The sequence below is a fragment of the Sphingorhabdus sp. genome (genome assembly GCF_050921905.1).
Taxonomy (GTDB): Bacteria; Pseudomonadota; Alphaproteobacteria; order Sphingomonadales; family Sphingomonadaceae; genus Sphingorhabdus_B.
Window position 1 is genome coordinate 119,098 of record NZ_CP050888.1, and the last position, 16,319, is coordinate 135,416.

Genomic DNA, 16,319 nt, shown 5'->3' on the forward strand with positions numbered 1-16,319 from the left:
CGGGCGATGTGAACGGCGATGGCTTTGGCGATCTGATCGTCGGGGCAGATTTTGCCGACGCGAACGGGACCAATTCCGGCGCGAAGCTATGTGGTGTTTGGCAAGGCTGGAGGGGCACGGGTTGACCTCTCGCATGTTGCAAGCGGCGTTGGGGGCTTTGTGATCAACGGGGTAGCGGCAGGTGACCAATCGGGCCGCTCAGTCAGCTTTGCGGGCGATGTGAACAATGATGGTTTGGACGATCTGATCGTCGGGGTAAGGAACGCCGACCCGAATGGGACCACTAACGCCGGCGCGAGCTATGTGGTGTTTGGCAAGACTGATGGAACGCAGGTTAACCTCTCGAATATTGTAAACGGCATTGGCGGCTTTGTGATCAACGGGGCAGCGGCAGAAGACCAATCGGGCTGGTCAGTCAGCTCTGCGGGCGATTTGAATAATGATGGCTTTGACGATCTGATCGTCGGGGCAGTGGGTGCCGACGCGAACGGGACCGATTCCGGCGCGAGCTATGTGGTGTATGGCAAGGCTAATACAACGCCGGTTAATCTCTCGGCGATTGGCACTGACGGCTTTGTGATCAGGGGGGCAGCGGCAGGCAACTTTTCGGGCTTCTCCGTCAGCTCTGCGGGCGATATGAACAATGATGGCATTGACGATCTGATCGTCGGGGTACCACAAGTCAACACGAGCTATGTGATATTTGGCGGTAATTTCACAGGGACTGGAGCGACCCTTGACTTGGCTACGGCCGATGACACAGGGTCGAGCAATAGCGATAACATAACGAGCCAGACCTCAGGCTTGACGTTCACGGGCCAGGCCGAAGCCAATGCCCTCATTAGGTTGTTTAACAACGGCAATACATTGCTTGGCACCACAACTGCCAGTGCAACCGGCGCATTTAGTGTTGATGTGACGTTAGCAGGGGGCGTGCACGCAATCACCGCCAGAGCAACGGACATAGCAGGCAATCTGGGTGCGGCATCTGCTGTACTGACCGTAACGGTTGACACGACCGCTCCTGCTGCGCCGACTGCGCTTGATTTGGCTGCGGTCGATGACACAGGGTCGAGCAATAGCGATAATATAACGAGCCAGACCTCAGCCTTGACAATCACTGGTACGGCTGAAGCCAATGCCCGTGTTGAGTTGTTTAACGGCACGACCTTTCTTGGCGCCACAACTGCAAATGCAACAACCGGCGCATTCAGTCTTGATGTGAGGCTTGCATTCGGCCAGCGTTCAATCACCGCCAGAGCAACGGACTCAGCGGGCAATGTTGGAGATGCATCTGCTCCACTGGGTATTACTGTGACGCAGGTTAACGTCTCGGATATTGTGCTCGGTACTGGCGGCTTTGTGATCAACGGGGTAGCGGCAGGCAACGCTTCGGGCTACTCAGTCAGCTCTGCGGGCGATGTGAACAATGATGGCTACGACGATATGATCGTGGGGGCAATTTACGCGGTTTCCGGTGTCGGCGCGAGCTATGTGGTATTTGGCAGGGCTGATAACACAACGCCAATTAACCTCTCGGCGATTGCAAGCGGCACTAGCACCCTTGGCTTTGCGATCAACGGCGGATCTGTTGGGGCAGCTTTTATTGACAATGTGGGCAACTCCGTCAGATCTGCGGGCGATGTGAACAATGATGGCTTTGACGATCTGATCGTCGGGGCAAATACATCCAACATATCCGGTTCGGGCGCGAGCTTTGTGGTGTTTGGCAAGGCTGATGGGGCAGCAGTTAACCTCTCGGCGATAGTAAGCGGCACTTACACACGTGGCTTTGTGATCAACGGGGTGTCAGGTCAAAGCAATCTGGGCCACTCCGTCAGCTCTGCGGGCGATGTGAACGGTGATGGCCGGGACGATGTAATCGTCGGGACAAATGGCACTGGCACGAGCTATGTGGTGTTTGGCAAGACTAATAATATAGCGGTTAACCCCTCGACGCTTAGCACTGGCGGTTTTGCCATTACCGGTGCCGCCGGTGCGGGCACCTCCGTCAGCTCTGCGGGCGATATGAACGGCGATGGCCTGGACGATCTGATCGTCGGGGCACCTAACGTCGCTGTGGCGGGGGTGGGGTCCAATGTCGGCGCAAGCTATGTGGTGTTTGGCAAGACTGATAATAATACAGTTAACCTCTCGACGCTTGGCACTCAAGGCTTTGTGATCGTCGGGGTAGCGGCAGGTGACATTGCGGGCCAGTCAGTCAGCTCTGCGGGCGATGTGAACGGCGATGGCTTGAACGATCTGATCATCGGGGCGCCTTCCGCCAACGGCTTTAGCGGCGCAAGCTATGTGGTGTTTGGCAAGGCTAATAATACGTCCGTTAACCTCTCGACGCTTGGCACTCAAGGCTTTGTGATCAACGGCGCAGCGGCAAATGACCGATCGGGCCAGTCAGTCAGCTCTGCGGGCGATATGAACGGCGATGGCTTGGACGATCTGATTGTCACGGTCGCTACCGGCGGGAGCTATGTGGTGTTTGGCAAGGCTGGTAATGCGGCGGTTAACCTTTCGGATATTGTAAGCGGCAATGGCACTCAAGGCTTTGTGATCAACGCGTCGGGGTCGGGGGTAGCGGAACGAGTCAGCTCTGCGGGCGATGTGAACGGCGATGGTTTTGACGATATCATTATGGGGCTACCATATGGCACCAACGGCAATGCAAGCTATGTGGTGTTTGGCGGTAATTTCACGGGCGCTGTCTCGCATGTTGGCACGGCTAATAATGATGTTATTTCGGGAACTGTCGGCAATGACGTGATTTTTGGCGGGTTTGGGAATGATGTCATCACTGGCAATGGCGGCAATGACCGGCTTGACGGTGGGGAAGGTAATGACACGTTGATCATCAGCAATGCCAGCTTTGGCCGCGTCGATGGTGGTGCGGACACCGATACGTTGCGCTTGGCAGGAACAAACGGCTTTACCCTCAACCTCTCCGCGCTTGCGGCGCGGGCGATTAAGGATATTGAAGTGATCGACCTTGTTGCCGGATCATTGAATAATATACTGACCGTCACGCAACAAACATTGATGAACCTTTCGACCACCACCAATCGCCTGACGGTGCTCGGCGGCAGCGGCGACACGGTGAATGCCTTCGGATTTAATCAGTTCGATGCCCAGACCGAAAACGGCATAACTTACATTCTCTACGGTAATGGTTCAGCGGAGCTTTGGGTGCAGAGTGGGGTGCAGGTGAATACGACCGTTAGCTTGTCGTCCGAAGACTTCGTCGCCCTTGCATCTTCGTGGACGGACCAAACGGACCTTGCGGGCCTTGTTTCCCCACCTGAAAGCATCTTTGCCCCGGCAATTTCGTGGACGGACCAAACGGACCTTGCGGGCCTTGTCTCCCCGCCTGAAAGCAACTTTGCCCCGGCAATTTCGTGGACGGACCAAACGGACCTTGCGGGCCTTGTCTCCCCGCCTGAAAGCAACTTTGCTCCGGCAATTTCGTGGACGGACCAAGCGGTGCTTGCGGTATAAGATCGTTAGCCTGCTCGACGGTTTCGGGCAGGCCTGTTCACTGTGTAATCGTAGCTTTGCGGAACCGCCGACGGAACCAACAGGCGTAATGAAGGGAATGTTATGGCGGGTAGTCATGACGATGAAGATCCCGGGTTTTGGCCCGGCTATGTCGCCGCAACGGCCGGGCTGGTGCAGGGCATGCTCATCATGTCGATGGCGCTTGGCATCGCTATCTTTGCCTTGGGCAGCGTTTCCTCCGGCGGGCCGGAAGGCAGCGCCCGCCCGATCGGGCCGGGTGGTCCATTGGATGTTGCCCCGGTGTTGCCGGCTTTGGCACCTGTCCGCATTCCGGAACGGATGGCGATGCCCATAATGGCGCCTGCTCCGGTTGAGGCTTTACGCCCGATCCGCGTTTCTTTTGAAGGGGATGCGACCGTGACGCCCCCGTCTACCGCGAGCATCATCGGCGATGCCATAGCCGAACGCGAGGCTTTGGGTGTGCGGCGCTGGTTGCTTGTGTCGGCGGGTGACTTATCTGACCCGCGCCAAAGCCGCGCAACCTATTTGCGGATCATGGGGGTCCGCGCGGTGCTTATGAATTTGGGCCTGCCGGGCAACGCCATTGAGATGCGGATGGAAAATACAGGCACATCGACCACAGACGCAGGGGGCGGGGCGGTTTTGATAGAACCACTTGCCGGCGGACGTCCCGGCACACCAACTCCAACGGGTGACCAACCATGAAGCGTAGCAAGAAAGGCGTTGGCGGGGCCGCCAATTTCTGGCCAGGCTATGTCGATGCGATGGTCAACGTGGTCTTGAACCTGCTGTTCATGGTTGCGTTGTTCGGCATCACGCTCGCCGTTTTTAGTCAACAACCGAAAAAGGGTGCGGACGGCGACACCGAAGCCCAAGCCGAAGCCGAAGCAGCCGCTTTGTCGTCGCCGGATGCAACGCTTGGCGGGCCTGCGCAAGACGTGCCGCCCACGCCGCTGTTACGCGATCCGGATAATGCCGGCGACCCTACGAATATCCGCGTTCCCTCCGCGCCGGTCGTGTCTGGCCCGCTTGGTCCAACGCGTTTAGGTGACAATATGGGCCGCGCAGATACCGGGGTTGCGTCTCCGAACCAAAATGCGCCTTCGGGCAGAGGGGCGGCACCTGTCAATGCGGCGGGTGCGGGGCAAGCATTGCGGTCGGGCAGACAGGCCGGGCGGGAAGTGACCGATATCGTCGTGGCCGACGCTTTCGTCCGCAAGGCAGGGCCGCCCGTCACCGTAACCCGCCGGGCGACATCTTCGGGTCAGGTCATACTGACACTGGATGCGGAAATGGGTGCTGACCCCGTGGGTGCATTTAGCCGCGCCTCGGTCGCGGCGGCGCTGAAAGAGAATATCCGTCCGAACAGCGGAAAAGTGAAGCTGTGGACCTCGATTCCGCGCGCGGACCCCAATATGCGACGCACCGCGTATCTCGCGCTCACGACGCTGCGCAATCAACTCATCACCGCTGGGGTTCCGGCATCCGCGATGGAGGTCCGGGTGTACGAAGGGGCAGGCACCGCATCGGGCGGACTGCGTCTGTTTGTAGTCACAGAACCCTGACCATTTGTTGGGGCAAAAGAAACGTCAGGGTAAGATTAGGAAAAACATCATGGCAGAAACATATACGTCAATACTACCGATGGAGGAAACATCAGGCAGTCGCAGAATGATTGGCCCAGGCGGCAAAGCGGCGCTGAGCTGGGTGAAGGCATTCTGGATTCTGGCCTTTGTCATCATCGGCGGCGCGACGGCATTTCAAGATGCAGTCGTCGCATCCATCGCGTCCACCCCGCACCCGGAAATCGTCTACATCATTTTTGCGGTGGCCGCAGTTGCCGCAATCATGCTTGGTATTGTTCTGCACGATTTTCTGAAAGAACAAACTTGGTTTGATGTCATGAGGTCCGCGTCCCGCGAAGATCAGGACCGGATGATTGTAGCATTACCCCGGACGGGCAGCATGGCCTATTTCTACCGTGTCTATATGCAAACGCGCGGAATGCCGCTCGCCATCCGACAACCCGCTATGGAAGATGAGATTCACGGCGTGGAAGCGCAAATGTTCGGCCGTCTTTCCATGCCCAATTTGCTTTCGGGCAGCCTTGTAGGCCTTGGTCTCGTCGGAACGTTTATCGGTCTGCTGCAAACGTTAGAAGAATTGTCCGGCGTGTTTGCTGCGCTCGGCGGCGGCTCTGGCAGCGATTCCGGCGCCATGTTCTCGACCATGATTGTGAAACTGCAAGGCCCGATGCAGGGCATGGGTACCGCATTCGTGGCGTCGCTTTATGGTCTGTTGGGCTCGCTCGTCATCGGCCTCACCGTCAGCAGCGTGAAATCAGCCGGGGAACGCCTATTCCGCGACGTGCGTGAATTCATCAATGAAGAGCTTTACCCGGCAGGTGGTGCTATAGTTGTAGGCACCCCCATAGTTGCTGTGCAAGCGGATGGTACGGATCTAAACACTGCGTTCTCGCCCCAGCAATCGGCGATATTGCATACAATCATTCGTGAAGAACATCAGGCGATGCGCGATTTGTTTGTTCAATGGGACCGGAGTTTCTCACAGCGGTTTGAGCAACTGTCCAATGTGGCGACCCATATTAATCACCAGCTTGTGGACACCTTAAATACTGTAGGTGCGCAGGCGGAACGCAATGCAGACCAGTTGAAATTAGTGACGGAAGCTGGAGGGCGTCTCGCGTCTGCTATCGACGATAAGGGTTCCCGGTTTGTCGACCAAATCGACTTGCTGCGTCAGGACCTGTCGGTTGCCCATCATGGGGCGTTCCCGGTGTTTGGACGGCTTGCGCTTGCCTTGGCTGTCATCGGGGCTGTCGCAGGACTTGCGGCGGTCGTTTTGTCCCTCGGTTCGGGTAGTGCAGTCACGCCGCCGAAAGCCGCTCCAGCCGCAGTCGTGGCACCGGTCGCAGTCGTCGCACCAGCCGCTGCACCCGCACCAGCAGCGGACTTAGCTACAAAGGCACCGTCAAACACTGTCAAAGCCCCGGAGCAGGTGATTGTTATGGAGGGGGACAGCCTTTCCGGAATAGCAATGAAAAGGGGTGTTTCCGTTGACGCTATGATTGATGCAAATCCGCAATTGGCTGACCCTACGCGGTTGTATCCGGGCGATGCGGTCAATCTGCCGACGGCGGAGTAAAGCGGAACTGTGCAACATCGCAGTTTTATTGAAAATGTGAAAATAAAGGGCGGAGTGCGCAGCTCCGCCTTTTTAATGGGTTGTTCCGGCATTTTTGGCACAGCGGTATTTGCGGCCGTTCACTGTCTCGCCGACATCGCATATCCACTCCGGCGGTGAATTCTGCGTGCGCTGCTTTATTCAGGCCGTCGGATGGGCGGCCAAAAGATACCGATTGTTAACCAAGATTTATTTCTCTTAACGCATTGTTTTACTGACTATTAATGTTATATTTGATTTAAGCGTGAAAGCGAGTGATGCCTGATATGATCGAGAACGGAAAAATTCGAAAAGCACATGTCATCGGTCCGCTTGGCGATCTGTTAACCATGGAAAGCCTTCCTCCGATTGGCACCACAAGATGGATCGTTCGCCGCAAGGCCGAAGTCGTCGCGGCCGTCACCGGAGGATTGCTGACCATGGACGAAGCTTGCAAACGGTATAACTTGACGATGGAAGAATTCGCGTCGTGGCAGCGCGCCGTTGATCGTTCGGGCCTTGCTGGACTGCGGGTAACGCGCACGCAACATTATCGTGATTTATACAAACGCCAACAAAAAAACTAACGCTAACTTGCTCTGCTCTGGACAGCCGCCAACGCGCGGCTGGCCGGAACCTCCGCACGCGCTCCATTATAGTTCCCTCAAGATGACATGACGGCACGGACGCGTATTTAGGTGTGAAAAAGCCCGCCGCTGCGTAAGCGCAGGGCGGGCTCATATTCTATACGGAATCAGTACCGTTTATTCGGCAGCTTTCTGCATGTCTTTGCCAGCCTCTTCAACGGCGGCGCCGGCTTCGGCTGTTGCGTCACCAGCGGCCTCTGCGGTTGCGTCGGCTGCGCCTTCGGCGGCAGTCATGGCGTTCTCTGCTCCAGCTTCCATAGCTTCGCCAGTTGCGTCGGCGGCTTCGGCGGTTTCCTCGGCTGCCTTTTCACCGGCTTCGCCACATGCGGTAAGCGATGCTGCAAATGCAAGAGCAGCAACGGTTGCGACTAATTTCTTCATCTTGATTCTCCTAAGTCCCTATAATCCCTCGCGGGCATGATGAAGGTAACGGATGAAGGCCGCTATGCGCAACTATTTTTCCAGCCCGCGTGAAATACCCCATTGGCGCGCAACGGTGTAACCGAGATAGCCAGTGCCAAACAACGCGTATAAAGGCTCTGGCAGGCCGTTGAGATACGCGTTCATTCCACGCGCAATATTGGTCGCGGCCTCTGGCTGAACAGCGGCAATCAACCCCATCGGGATCGCCCACAACAGCATGGCATACATGACATACAGAAAACTTGGCCGTGCGCGACTTGTCCATGGGTCTGCTGATTGCGCCTCCGCCAAGACGGCGGACAATTGCGTGCGCAATGCATCCATCTCCTGACTGCCTTGCAGCTTGATCAGTTCCAATTTTGCCGCATCCCGGGCTTTTGGGTCTGGAATGATCTTGTCGATCAGGCTCGCAATAGGGCCGATGATACCTTCAATGAGTGACATGGCGTACTCCCTTTTTAAACTTAACCAATACGGCTCGTGAGCCAGCCGTATAGAAATGCCTCTTGCGCAGGGCGTGCTTCGGCCAAGCGGACATAATGCGCCCCTTGCAACGCATCGATTGCTCTGGTCAGAACATTCTCAGCCGGCGGCCCGCGTTTTGCCAAAAATGCCTCCAGCGCGCGCAAAGTGTTGGGGCCGATTGTGCGGTCTACGGCTATGTCTGGGTAATCCACACCATTGCGGTTCAGAGCATTCAATGCGCGTTGCAAAAATCCGATGGCTGTGCCGGTGCCCATATTGACGCCAGTGTCAAATAATTCGCCTGCCAATATGGGCCCGATCTCCGCCACTTTATCGAAGGCAGGCGTGCGCCAATATTGCTTTTTGTAAATCAACGCCGCAACGCTGCGCGGCAATTCTTCCATCTGCCCCATATAGCCATGCCGACGGGCGACCGCCTGTGTGATGCCCCAGCGTGTTGGTCCGCCCTTATCGGCAGGGTGGTCAACAAAGCCACCCTCACGGGCAATCAGGTCGTCAATTAATTCTTCAATATTGTCGCGCATAACAGCATCCTCACTTTCAAAATCTATAATAACCAAATGGGTTATTTGTAGGAAAGTAAAATGTGCCAAACACAGGATCTGCGCTGGTTGGCGCACCGTTGAGCTTGTATTTTTTGGTAGAATATTTGGTCGGGACGACAGGATTCGAACCTGCAACCTTCCACACCCCCAACCCGTAATTTAGGGGGTTCCGGGTGCACCGTGACGCACGTGAAAAACCTGACATAAACCGCAGAATTTTGACATTTATTGTTCGTGGTTGTTGTTGCATCGGGTGCCACTTTGTTCCGTTCTAATTCATCAAGTTGCACCGCCACGTTGATTCGAAAACGGTAATCCATGCGTGCAGCTCTGACCCCAATGGTCTTCGACAAACTTCCCATTCCGTCTGCCACAGTCGATCATCGCGACACGCGGTTGAAGGGTGAAGGGTCATGCCCCGCGGCACGAAATCTTATAATCGCGAATATGCGCGCGGCAAACGGGTCTAGCTTGGGCGGGCCGATGTGCTTGGTATCAGTAAAGCGCGCGAAAGTGCGCGCCGCATTTTCCAAGTTTGATCGACGATTTTGTTCCAGGCGAAGCGGCAATGATCGACGATATCGTCATGGGATTTGACGATGCGGTTGGAGAGCGGTGTTGTCATAGACTTTACATAATATGACTTAATTTTACGTTATGTTGCTATATATTAATATCACTTATTATTGATTTTACATGATATTACCTAGCTTTACGTTGAATTGTGTAATTTTATGTGTAGCGCCGGATTTCTCTCCGTTTTGGACTAAATAAGGTCCATTTTGGAATATTCGTTTTGGAGTGCAGATCTCCAGATCAAAGCAGAGAAGGATGCAGCATGGCTAAGATTATTCGACTAACGGCAAAGAATGGCGCGATTAAGGAAATGCCTTTTGTAGGCAAGTTCAAGCTTGATCCCCAGTTTCTTGGCGCGAAGGTTGAGGTGATCGACAGCGTTACCGGATCCTGGGTGTCAGCCGTTAAAGTCCGTATTCGTGGCAAGAATGTTGATCTGTCATATTCTGAAGACGCGCAAACCGATGAGGCAAATCCCGAAGTCGCTTCCGAGAGCCAGAGCTCTTCGAATGTGGGCTTGAAAGACGGTTCCAATTTGTCTGACTTAGATACCGGCGACACAGGGGGTGTCGGTGCATCGGCTTCGCAGCAGCCATCTGCGGCGTTGCCGTCGGGAGGCCTATCTGGGGCTACAATTGCACTTGGTGTCCTTTGGCTTGGCGCGTTGGGTGGCATTGTTGCTGCCGGTGGCGGTTCTAACAAGACGCCTCCGCCAGCTCCCACGCCACCTGCTGCCCCCACTGCACTCGACTTGGCTTCTGCCGATGACGCAGGGGCGAGTAATAGTGATAATATAACGAGCCAGACTTCAGGCTTGACGATCAGTGGTACAGCCGAAGCCAATGCTCGCGTTGAGTTGTTCGACGGCACAAATTCGCTTGGCACCGCAACTGCAAATGCCTCTGGTGCATTCAGTCTTGATGTGACGCTTGCCGCTGGTGCGCGTTTGATCACCGCCAAGGCTACCAATGCTGCGGGCAATGTGAGTGTAGCATCTGCTGCACTGACCATAACAGTCGACGCGACAGCGCCTACTGCGCCTATTAGTGTTGATTTGGCTTCTGCCGATGACACAGGGTCGAGCGATAGCGATAATGTAACGAGCCAGACGTCCGCCCTCACCATTACTGGCCAGGCCGAAGCCAATGCTCGCGTTGAGTTGTTCGACGGCACAAATTCGCTTGGCACCACAACTGCAAATGCCTCTGGTGCATTCAGTCTTGATGTGACGCTTGCCGCTGGCGCGCGCTTGATTTCCGCCAAGGCAACAGACATAGCGGGCAATGTGAGTGTGGCATCTGCTGCACTGGCTATAACGGTCGATGCGACAGCGCCTGCTGCGCCTATTGGCCTTGATTTAGCTGCGACCGATGACACAGGGTCAAGCAATAGCGATAATATAACGAGCCAGACGTCCGCCCTCACCATTACTGGCCAGGCCGAAGCCAATGCCCGCGTTGAGTTGTTTGACGGCACGACCTCACTTGGTACGACAACTGCCAGTGGAACCGGCGCATTCAGTCTTGATGTGACGCTAGCCGCTGGCACGCGCTCCATCACGGCAAAAGCAACTGACGCTGCGGGCAGTGTGAGTGTGGCATCTACTGCACTGGCCATAACGGTTGACACGACAGCACCTGCTGCGCCTCTTACTCTTGATTTGGCTGCGACCGATGACACAGGGGCAAGCAATAGCGATAATATAACGAGCCAGACTTCCGGCTTGACGATCAGTGGTACAGCCGAGGCCAACGCCCTCGTTGAGTTGTTTAACGGCACAACCTCGCTTGGCACAACAACTGCGGATGCAACAACCGGCGCATTCAGTCTTGATGTGACGCTAGCCGCTGGCACGACCTCGAACATCACCGCCAGAGCAACGGACGCTGCGGGCAATGCGAGTGCGGTATCTACTGCACTGGCCATAACGGTTGACACGACGGTCAATGTGACGGGTAAGATTGTTGCCGGTCCAGCGGTTACCGACCACGGCCTGTCGGTCGATATCTATCTTGGCAATGGGACGCTTCTCGTTTCGGGCATCAAGGTAAACGCGGATGGCAGCTTTACGGCAAACAACTTACCTATCAACGCCGGGGATGTGATTTTTGCGCGGGTTAAAGATAGCTCGGCCGGTGCGGATTATCTCGACGAAGCAACAGGGGTTGCGATAGATCTCAATGCTGTTCTGCTCGCCACAAAGGTAGCGGAGGGCACATCGGTTACGATGAACATCAACCCGCTGACGACCATCGCGGCGATCAAGGCTGGCTTGGCGGCAGATGGTAGTGGAACGATTGCGAATGCCGCGGCGGCAACAAATGCTAACACCGCGACCGCACAAGCCTTTGGTCTTTCGGGGATTGATATCACGACAACGTCTGTTGTTGCGACAAACTCAGGTGACTACACCTCGGGCGATGGTTTGACATCTGGCGAGAAGATTGGCGCGGTGCTGGCTGCCCTGTCTGGCCTGGATAGCTTAAACGCCGGGAACAGTCAGACGACGATCACGTCCTTAAGTCAATCAATCGGCAGCAACGGGCAGCTTACCGGCCAAGGTCAATTGTCCTTGATGAACGGGGCCGCTGCGGCCGAAAACAGGGTCGACGGTTCGCTGCAAAACCTGGTCTCCGATAGCTTGGCGGCGTCTTCACCTGAGGCGCAGGTGACAATTAACGCCATTGCCACAGATAACATCATCACTGGAAATGAGTCGGCGAACCTCACTCTTTCGGGGACGGTTTCTTCGGGCGCTACGGGCGTTTCGGTTCTACTCGGCACCAAGACATTTGCGGCGAGCGTCAGCGGCACTACATGGAGCTATACGCTTTCCGCCGCCGATATTGCCGAGCTTGGTGCGGATGGTGTGAAGGTAATCCAGGCGCAGGCGGCGTTGCCAAATGCGGCATCGGCCACCGCCTCGCGTCTGGTAACGCTTAAACTTGTGCCACCTGCGGCGCCGACCGAGCTAGACCTTGTCGCTGCTGATGACACAGGCTCGAGCAATAGCGATAATATAACGAACAAGACCTCAGGTTTGACGATCACAGGCAAAGCCGAAGCCAGCGCCCTCGTTGAGTTGTTCGACGGCACAAATTCGCTTGGCACAACAACTGCGGATGCAATAACCGGCGCATTCAGTCTTGATGTGGCGCTTGCCGCTGGTGCGCGCTCAATTACCGCCAAGGCAACGGACATAGCAGGCAATGTGAGTGCGGCATCTAATGCACTGGCCATAACGGTCGACGCGACAGCGCCTGCTGCGCCTCTTACTCTTGATTTGGCCGCGGCCGATGACACAGGGTTGAGCGATAGCGACAATATAACGAGCCAGACGTCAGGTTTGACGATCACAGGCAAAGCCGAAGCCAGCGCCCTCGTTGAGTTGTTCGACGGCACAAATTCGCTTGGGACAACAACCGCGGATGCAATAACCGGCGCATTCAGTCTTGATGTGGCGCTTGCCGCTGGTGCGCGCTCAATTACCGCCAAGGCAACGGACATAGCAGGCAATGTGAGTGCGGCATCTTCTGCACTGGCCATAACGGTCGACGCGACGGCGCCAGGTGCGCCGTTCGTCCTTGACTTGGCTGCGGTCGATGACACGGGGTCGAGTAATAGCGATAATGTAACGAGCCAGACGTCAGGCTTGACGATCACAGGTTCGGTGTTTGGCGGCACTAACAAACCAGAGTCCAATGCCCTCGTTGAGTTGTTTAATGGCACGACCTCGCTTGGTACCACAACTGCAAATGCCTCAGGCGCATTTAGTATTGAGGTGACGCTTGCCGCTGGCGTGTACTCAATTACCGCCAAGGCAACGGACAAAGCGGGCAATGTGAGTGCGGCATCTGCTGCACTGGCCATAACGGTCGACACGACAGCGCCTGCTGCGCCGTTCGTCCTTGACTTGGCTGCGGTCGATGACACGGGGTCGAGCAATAGTGATAATGTAACGAGCCAGACGTCAGGCTTGACGATCACAGGTTCGGTGTTTGGCGGCGCTAACAAACCAGAGTCCAATGCCCTCGTTGAGTTGTTTAATGGCACGACCTCGCTTGGTACCACAACTGCAAATGCCTCAGGCGCATTTAGTATTGATGTGACGCTTGCCGCTGGCGTGTACTCAATTACCGCCAAGGCAACGGACAAAGCGGGCAATGTGAGTGCGGCATCTGCTGCACTGGCCATAACGGTCGACACGACAGCGCCTGCTGCGCCTACTGGTCTTGATTTGGCCGCGGCCGATGACACAGGGTTGAATAACGATAATATAACGAGCCAGACGTCAGGCTTGACGATCACTGGCAAAGCAGGGAATAACGCCACCGTTGAGTTGTTCGACGGCGCAACCTCGCTTGGCACGACAACTGCAAATGGCTCTGGCGACTTCAGTCTTGATGTGACGCTTGCATTCGGTCCGCGTTCGATTACCGCCAAGGAAATTGACTCAGCGGGCAATGTGAGTGCGGCATCTGCTGCACTGGCTGTTACTGTGACGCAGGTTAACCTCGCGGATATTGCAAACGGCACTGGCGGCTTTGTGATCAACGGCGCAGGAGGAAATGACAAATCGGGCCGCTCGGTCAGCTCTGCGGGCGATGTGAACAATGATGGCTTTGACGATCTGATCGTCGGGGCAGATGGCTTCAACGGGAACACTGGCGTGAGCTATGTGGTGTTTGGCAAGAGCGATAATAATACCACAGCAGTTAACCTCACGGATATTGCAAGCGGCAATGGTGGCTTTGCGATCAACGGGGCAGCGGCAGGTGACCTTTCGGGCTGGTCAGTCAGCTCTGCGGGCGATGTGAACAATGATGGCTTGGACGATATGATCGTGGGGGCACGTAACGCCGACCCGAACGGGAGCAATTCCGGCGCGAGCTATGTGGTGTTTGGCAAGACTACTGGAACACAGGTTAACCTCTCGGATATTGCAAGCGGCATTGGCGGCTTTGTGATCAACGGGGCAGCGGCAGCTGACGAGTCGGGCACCTCCGTCAGCTCTGCGGGCGATGTGAACGGCGATGGTTTGGACGATTTGATCGTCGGTGCACGTGGCGCCGACCCGAACGGGAGCAATTCCGGCGCGAGCTATGTGGTGTTTGGCAAGGCTACTGGAACACAGGTTAACCTCTCTTCGCTTGGCACTGGCGGCTTTGTGATCAACGGGGCAACGGCAGGTGACCAATCGGGCTTCTCAGTCAGCTCTGCGGGCGATGTGAACGGCGATGGTTTTGACGATTTGATCGTCGGGGCATATGGTGCCGACCCGAATGGGATCAATAACGCCGGCGCGAGCTATGTGGTGTTTGGCAAGGCTAATAATACGTCCGTTAACCTCACGGATATTGCAAGCGGCACTGGCGGCTTTGTGATCAACGGGGCAGCGGCAGTTGACCAATCGGGCATCTCCGTCAGCTCTGCGGGCGATGTGAACGGTGATGGCTTGGACGATCTGATCATTGGGGCAAGGTTCGCCGACCCGAACGGGGACCGATCCGGCGCAAGCTATGTGGTGTTTGGCAAGGCTGGAGGGACACCAATTAACCTCTCGGCGATTGCCAGCGGCACTGGCGGCCTTGGCTTTGTGATCAACGGGGCAGCGGCAGAAAACCGTTCGGGCCGCTCCGTCAGCTCTGCGGGCGATGTGAACGGCGATGGTTTTGACGATTTGATCGTCGGGGCATATAGTGCCGACCCGAACGGGATCCTCGATTCCGGCGCAAGCTATGTGGTGTTTGGCAAGGCTAATAGTGCGCCAGTTAACCTCACGGATATTGCAAGCGGCAATGGTGGCTTTGCGATCAACGGGGTAGCGGCAGGTGACTCTGCGGGCTGGTCAGTCAGCTCTGCGGGCGATATGAACGGCGATGGCTACGACGATCTAATCGTGGGGGCATATAAAGCCGACCCGAACGGGCTCGATTCCGGCGCAAGCTATGTGGTGTATGGCGGTAATTTCACGGGTTCTGTCACGCAGCTAGGCACGACGGGCAATGATATTCTTTCGGGAACTACCGGTGATGACGTGATTTTTGGCGGGCGTGGGGATGATGTGATCACTGGCAATGGCGGCATTGACCGGATTGCCGGTGGGACAGGCAATGACACGTTGATCATCAGCAATGCCAGCTTTGGCCGCGTCGATGGTGGTGCGGACACCGATACGTTGCGCTTGGCCGGGGCCTTTACCCTCGACCTCTCCGCGCTTGCGGCGGTGGCGATTAAGGATATTGAAGTGATCGACCTTGTTGCCGGATCATTGAATAATATATTGACCGTCACGCAACAAACATTGATGAACCTTTCGACCACCACCAATCGCCTGATGGTGCTCGGCGGCAGCGGCGACACGGTGAATGCCAACGGATTTACTGCTACTGGCAGCGCTACCGACAACGGCATCACCTATACGACCTACACTAATGGTGCGGCCAAATTGTGGGTGCAGCAAGGCGTTAATGTTGTCACAACTCCTCCGTCACCGTCTGCCAGCTTCTTCTCAACGAGCTTTGAGAGCAATGATATGTTGATCGTCGACGATGCCAACTTCCTGGGTGTTGATGGTGGTGCTGGCACCGATATCTTGCCCATGGCCGGGACAAGCGGCTTTGGCCTCGACCTCTCCACGCTAACGCCGGGGGCGATTAACGATATTGAGCCGATCGACCTTGTTGCCGGAGAATTGAACAATATGCTGACAATCACGCAGCAAACATTGTTGGATTTTTCGACCACCAGCGATCACCTGACCTTTACCCAGAGCGGGAGCGGTGACACTCAAATTGGGTTTGGTGCTGATACCTCAATGATGGTCGAAGGTTATCTCCCTGCCAAATTGACTGACTTCTTGACTAGCACGCCGTCTTCATTAATCGTGCTTTAGGGTCTTGACCCTATATCTACCCAGCAGGTGCCGCCC

At 55.9% G+C, this 16,319-nt stretch carries 9 protein-coding genes; 6 read left to right on the forward strand and 3 right to left on the reverse strand.

Translation table 11 applies throughout. The features are described from left to right. The first annotated feature begins 51 nt into the window (after positions 1-51). The 5 genes from HEQ18_RS00570 to HEQ18_RS00590 all read left to right on the forward strand — a co-directional run bounded on the left by HEQ18_RS00570 (position 52) and on the right by HEQ18_RS00590 (position 7,298). Positions 52-3,507, forward strand: a complete 3,456-nt coding sequence (locus HEQ18_RS00570; protein ID WP_432815105.1) for a beta strand repeat-containing protein — start codon at positions 52-54, stop codon at positions 3,505-3,507. A gap of 102 nt (positions 3,508-3,609) precedes the next feature. Next, on the forward strand, positions 3,610-4,233 hold the full coding sequence (locus HEQ18_RS00575; protein WP_432815106.1) for a hypothetical protein: 624 nt from the start codon (positions 3,610-3,612) through the stop codon (positions 4,231-4,233). Continuing rightward, positions 4,230-5,093 (forward strand): hypothetical protein, encoded by an 864-nt coding sequence (locus tag HEQ18_RS00580; protein WP_432815107.1) that lies wholly within the window; start codon positions 4,230-4,232, stop codon positions 5,091-5,093. The genes HEQ18_RS00575 and HEQ18_RS00580 overlap by 4 nt, the downstream gene beginning before the upstream one ends. 49 nt (positions 5,094-5,142) lie before the next feature. Then, on the forward strand, positions 5,143-6,693 hold the full coding sequence (locus HEQ18_RS00585) for a LysM peptidoglycan-binding domain-containing protein (RefSeq protein ID WP_432815108.1): 1,551 nt from the start codon (positions 5,143-5,145) through the stop codon (positions 6,691-6,693). 305 nt (positions 6,694-6,998) lie between these two features. Continuing rightward, complete coding sequence (locus HEQ18_RS00590) at positions 6,999-7,298, forward strand: DUF1153 domain-containing protein (RefSeq protein ID WP_432815109.1); 300 nt, start codon at positions 6,999-7,001, stop codon at positions 7,296-7,298. A 177-nt stretch (positions 7,299-7,475) separates the two neighbouring features. Here HEQ18_RS00590 and HEQ18_RS00595 read toward each other — a convergent pair whose 3' ends face one another. The 3 genes from HEQ18_RS00595 to HEQ18_RS00605 form a co-directional block, all read right to left on the reverse strand. Then, entirely contained in the window at positions 7,476-7,739 is a 264-nt protein-coding gene (locus tag HEQ18_RS00595; protein WP_125229852.1) for a hypothetical protein, read from the reverse strand. Positions 7,740-7,811: 72 nt separating this feature from the next. Then, a complete protein-coding gene (locus HEQ18_RS00600) occupies positions 7,812-8,225 on the reverse strand; it encodes a holin family protein (RefSeq protein ID WP_432815110.1) in 414 nt (137 codons plus the stop codon). A 20-nt stretch (positions 8,226-8,245) separates the two neighbouring features. Further along, positions 8,246-8,791: a glycoside hydrolase family 108 protein gene (locus tag HEQ18_RS00605; RefSeq protein WP_432815111.1), complete on the reverse strand. Its 546-nt coding sequence runs from the start codon at positions 8,789-8,791 to the stop codon at positions 8,246-8,248. An 859-nt stretch (positions 8,792-9,650) separates the two neighbouring features. On the opposite strand from HEQ18_RS00605, the gene HEQ18_RS00610 reads away from it, so the two are divergent. Then, a complete protein-coding gene (locus HEQ18_RS00610; RefSeq protein WP_432815112.1) occupies positions 9,651-16,283 on the forward strand; it encodes an Ig-like domain-containing protein in 6,633 nt (2,210 codons plus the stop codon). The last annotated feature ends 36 nt before the right edge of the window (positions 16,284-16,319 follow it).